Below are 1,010 nucleotides of genomic sequence, written 5' to 3' on the forward strand. Positions count from 1 at the left end.
ACTGGATCGCCGACCACGATCTCGGCACGCCGACCGTCCTGGTCACCGTCGACGCCCGCGGCCTGGCGAAGGTCGGCACCGTGACGTTCTCGCCGGAGTGCACCGCGGCCGGCCTGGTCGCAAGCTGTCCCGAGCAGATGACGCTGAACCCCAGCAGCTCCTGGGAAACCAGTCTCTTCACCGTCACCGCGTTCACGACCGCGAAGCTGGGCGTCACCGGCCGGTACACGGTGTCCGGCACGCTGGCCGGAGCGGTCGTCAAGGGCGGTTCGGGCGTCATCACCGTCGGCGGCCCCGAGTACCAACTCGACCCGCTCGGCCGGTACCCGAACCTCAAGGTGGGCGCCACCTTCAGTCAGCCGGTCAGCTTCGGCAACATCGGCACGCGTCCCGCCGCCGGCACCGACGTGGTGCTGCAGCTGTCCCCGGGGCTGCGGTTCACCCAGCACTACCGGAACTGCCTGTACCAGACCACCGTCCGCGGGGGCGTCCGGTACGACCTCCAGGCGGTGTGCCGGTTCACGGACATGATGCGGATCGGCGAGAAGGTCGCGCTCGCCCAGCCGGTCCGGCTCCAGGTCACCCCGCAGGCGCTGTGGACGTACCTGGACGTGTCCGCCGAGCCGGCCGGCGACGCCTCTCTCACCGGCGGCGGCTGGCACCGCGGCACCGACCCGGCGCTGGGCCTGAAGCGCCTGGTCGCCGGAAAGCCGAGCACTGTCCCACCCGGGACCGTCCAACTGGTCGACTACCCGGGCTCCGGGTCCGCCATAGTGACCGCCCGGAACGGGGCCGACTACGGCGTCACCGGCGGCAGCGCGAAGGCAGTGGCGGGCGGGGACGCGACCATCAGGGTGCTGATGCAGAACCACGGTCCCGCGGTGCTCTTCGACCGCAGCGGCGGTGAGGCGACTCCCTTCGTCAAGGTCACCGCGCCACCGGGGGCCACCGTTGTCCCCGGGCCGGACTGCAACACCGTCAGCAGCACCGTCGAATACTGCTCGGCAGGC

At 71.4% G+C, this 1,010-nt stretch carries 1 protein-coding gene; it reads left to right on the forward strand.

What is annotated here, in order from left to right; all coding sequences use genetic code 11:
- A partial coding sequence (locus ABH925_RS37720) for a hypothetical protein (protein WP_370156171.1) occupies positions 1 to 1,010 on the forward strand: 1,010 nt, incomplete at both ends.

The organism is Streptacidiphilus sp. EB129 (genome assembly GCF_041262645.1).
In the GTDB taxonomy this organism is placed as follows: Bacteria; Actinomycetota; Actinomycetes; order Streptomycetales; family Streptomycetaceae; genus Streptacidiphilus.